This is a genomic window from Streptomyces sp. NRRL B-24572, from assembly GCF_002156145.1.
GTDB classification, from domain to species: Bacteria; Actinomycetota; Actinomycetes; order Streptomycetales; family Streptomycetaceae; genus Streptomyces; species Streptomyces vietnamensis.
This window is the reverse complement of record NZ_MWIG01000534.1, coordinates 1-3,200: the sequence shown is the minus strand read 5'-3', so window position 1 is coordinate 3,200 and position 3,200 is coordinate 1. Positions and strand designations below refer to the sequence as shown.

The 3,200-nt window shown below is 72.9% G+C and carries 3 protein-coding genes and 1 pseudogene; 1 reads left to right on the top strand and 3 read right to left on the bottom strand.

Features of this window, described 5'->3' with window-relative positions:
* Positions 1–113 precede the first annotated feature (113 nt).
* The 3 genes from CCN56_RS29105 to CCN56_RS29095 form a co-directional block, all read right to left on the bottom strand.
* Positions 114–1,856, bottom strand: a complete 1,743-nt coding sequence (locus CCN56_RS29105) for a spermidine synthase (protein ID WP_256962221.1) — start codon at positions 1,854–1,856, stop codon at positions 114–116.
* A gap of 74 nt (positions 1,857–1,930) precedes the next feature.
* On the bottom strand, positions 1,931–2,449 hold the full coding sequence (locus CCN56_RS29100) for a DUF2617 family protein (RefSeq protein WP_086830951.1): 519 nt from the start codon (positions 2,447–2,449) through the stop codon (positions 1,931–1,933).
* Between the two features lie 216 nt (positions 2,450–2,665).
* Entirely contained in the window at positions 2,666–2,884 is a 219-nt protein-coding gene (locus tag CCN56_RS29095) for a hypothetical protein (protein WP_086830950.1), read from the bottom strand.
* A 157-nt stretch (positions 2,885–3,041) separates the two neighbouring features.
* Here CCN56_RS29095 and CCN56_RS45020 point away from each other — a divergent pair.
* A pseudogene (locus tag CCN56_RS45020) lies at positions 3,042–3,200 on the top strand (aminotransferase); the annotation flags it as partial.

The following is a 3,200-nucleotide window of genomic DNA, read 5'->3' as shown; positions in this document are numbered from 1 at the left end:
TGCACCCGGCGGGCGGGTCAGGCCCGTACCGGTGCACCCGGCGGGCGGGCCGGCCCCGTACCCGTGCACCCGGCGGGCGGGCCGGCCCCGTACCCGTGCACCCGGCGGGCGGGTCAGGCCCCGTACCGGGGGTGCACCAGGGTCGAGGGCGGCGGTTCGGCGCCCCGGGTGCGTTCGGCGCGGCGCGCCGCGCCCTCCAGGGTCCCGGCGTCGAGCGAGCGCAGCCGGGGCGCGTCGGGGGCGAGGCGGAGGGCGGGCGGCCGGTCGCCCCGTACGGCCAGGAGGAAGCCCCAGTCCTCCGGCCCCCGCTCCGCGCCACTGGTGCGGTCGGGTCCTGCGGCGAAGCCGGGGGTGCGGCCGCACGCGCTGTAGGGGCGGGTCGCGAACCCGGCGGCGCGCAGGGTGGCGTCGACGGTCCAGTAGGTGCGGGGCCGGCCGGTGACCGAGCCGGCGTGCACGGCGAACCGTCCGGACTCCGTGAGCACCTGGGCCACCAGACCGTAGAACTCCTCCGAGTAGAGCTTGGTGCTGGGGGTGATCCCGGGGTCGGGCAGATCGGAGATCACCACGTCGTACCGTTCCTGCAGACGATCGGCGGAGCCCCTCAGCCAGTTGAACGCGTCCGCGTAGACCACGTGCACGCGCGGGTCGCGGAAGGCCTGTGCGTTGAGCGTGGCGAGCGCCGGGTCCGTACGGGCGAGGCGGACGACCCCCGGGTCGAGCTCGACGACGGTGACGGAGCCGACCCCGTCGTAGCGCAGGGCCTCGCGGGCGGCCATGCCGTCGCCGCCGCCGACGATCAGCACGCGCGCGTGCGCGCCGTTCATCGCGGGATGGACGAGGGCCTCGTGGTAGCGGTACTCGTCCCGGCCGGACACCCGGAGGCGTCCGTCGAGGAACAGGTCGGGCGGCTCCTCGCGGCCCCCAGTCACCACGACCTCCTGGAGGTCGGTGTGGACGGCGACCCGCACCCGCTCCCCGTACACGGCCCGGCGCGCGGCCTGTTCGAAGTCGTCGACGAGGACGGTCGCGGTGGCGAGGACGGTCAGGACGCACAGGTTCACGGCGACGAGCAGGGCGCGGGACCGGTCCGTGAGGTCGCGGCGGAACACCCAGAGGACGAGGCCGCCGCCCGCGACCGCGTTGACCGCGCCGGTGACGAGCGCGCCGGTGAGCTGGCCGAGCCAGGGCAGCAGCAGGAACGGGAAGGCGAGGCCGCCGACGAGCGCGCCGACGTAGTCGGCGGCGAAGAGGTCGGCGACCGTCCCGGCGGCGTCGTCCTGCTCCCCGAGCGTGGCCTGCCGCCCTGGTCGCCCGGAAGGGCCGTCCCCGGCAGGGGCCTCCGCCGGGGAGGAAGCCCGGGAGGAGCCACGGGAGGAAGCCCGGGAGGAGGCCCGTCCCGCCCCCTGTATGAGCGACATCAGGAGCGGGATCTCGGCGCCGATGAGCACGCCGATCGCGAGCGAGAACGCCACGAGCACGTACCGCGATTCGCCGAGCCAGGCGAAGGCCGCGTACAGCACCATCGCCGAGCAGCCGCCGATCAGCGCGAGCCCGGCCTCGACCAGGCCGAAGCCGACGGCGGCACGGCAGCGCAGCCGCTTGGCGAGGAGCGAGCCCACCCCCATCGCGAAGACCATCACGGAGAGCACGACGGAGGCCTGGGTGACCGAGTCGCCGATCAAGTAGGAGGCGAGGGCGACCAGTTCGAGCTCGTAGACCAGGCCGCAGGCGGCGCAGACGAAGACGACCGCGAGGACCGGGAACCGCACCGCCTCGCGAGGCGGCCGCACGGACCGCCGCGCAGGCGGCCGGCGCACCCTCTTGGGTGGCATGGTCACGGTCGGCTCGATCATGCCGTAACGCTACGTCACGACCGTCACACCCTTTGTCACCCACACGAGTGCACATGGGGCTCCAGGAGAGCGCATCAGAGCGTTGCGGGCATACGTGCGCCGATCCGGGTCCTGGTCACCACCAACTGCCCCTCCTGCGGGTAGGCGTGCCAGGTGCGCCACCGCACCTGACCCTCGTGACGCTGCGCGAGCATCGCCGTGAAGGCGTACGGGGAGCCCGGGAAGGTCCCCGCCAGCCCGTTGGGGTGGTCGGTGACGAGCGCGAGCAGCTCCTGCGCACGACCCGCGAAGGAGCCCTGCGACATCGTCTCGACGCGCGCCGCGAATTCGTACTCCCATTCGCCGACGCGCTTGGAGACGCCGAGCGGGAGCGGGGTGCTGCTGCCGGGCATGCAGGCCACGGTCTCCGAGCAGTGGCGCCCCTCCTCCTCCAGGAGGACCTGGTGGGAGGCGCCGAGCAGCCTCAACTGCAGCTTGGCGCCGGAGAGTTCGAGATCGAGCACGGCGAGCGCGGGCAGCGGCTCGCGCCCGAGGGCCCAGGCCAGATCGGCCGCGCGCGTATCGGTGTAGGAGGTTTTCAGGGTGGTGAGCATGGGTCGGCTCCGCAAACACGGTTTGACGGGTGGGCCGGGGGCGCCCCGGAGAAGGTTCTGCGGGAGTGGGGGATCGCCGGCTCGGGTCCACACACGGTCCGAGGGCTGTCTCTGTCAGGAGCGAGAGAACCATGTGCGCCGGGCGACTCGCAGCGTTTTTACCCAACTTGCCGTGTTTTCCAACCCCTTCGGGGCCCCAACAGCTCACTTGTTCAATCAGCTGCCGCCACCGCAGCCTCCGCCACCACAACCGGACCCGCAGGAGCCGCCCGAACCGCAGGAGCTGCTGCCACAGCCGCCCCCACCACCACCGTCGGCCCAGCTGCTGCCGCCGCCCTTGCGCCCGCCACGCCGCTTGCGGCCCCCCGACTTCCTGCTGCCGGAGAACAGTCCGATGACCACCAGTGCGAAGACGATGAAGATCACGATTTCCATCTGTACTACCCCCGTTCTTCTGTGCGAGGGGGATGCCCGGTCCGACATCCCGTCAAAGCGCACTTGAGGAAGTCCAGAGCTTGGCCACGGGACGGGCTCGGCCCCGGGACGGCTCGGCCGCCAGGCGGGCTTGGCGCCGGGACGGCTTGGCCCCAGGATGGCCGTCATGACACGACCGCTGCTCAATCGCCGCCTCGCCGAGTTCGGGACGACGATCTTCGCCGAGATGTCCGCGCTCGCCGCCAGGACCGGGTCGATCAACCTCGGTCAGGGCTTCCCCGACACCGACGGCCCGGAGGAGATCCGGGAGGCGGCG

Coding starts and splice junctions, on each gene's coding strand:
- CCN56_RS29095 (WP_086830950.1), bottom strand. CDS start 2,884: ATGGAAATCGTGATCTTCATCGTCTTCGCACTGGTGGTCATCGGACTG.
- CCN56_RS29105 (WP_256962221.1), bottom strand. CDS start 1,856: ATGATCGAGCCGACCGTGACCATGCCACCCAAGAGGGTGCGCCGGCCG.
- CCN56_RS29100 (WP_086830951.1), bottom strand. CDS start 2,449: ATGCTCACCACCCTGAAAACCTCCTACACCGATACGCGCGCGGCCGAT.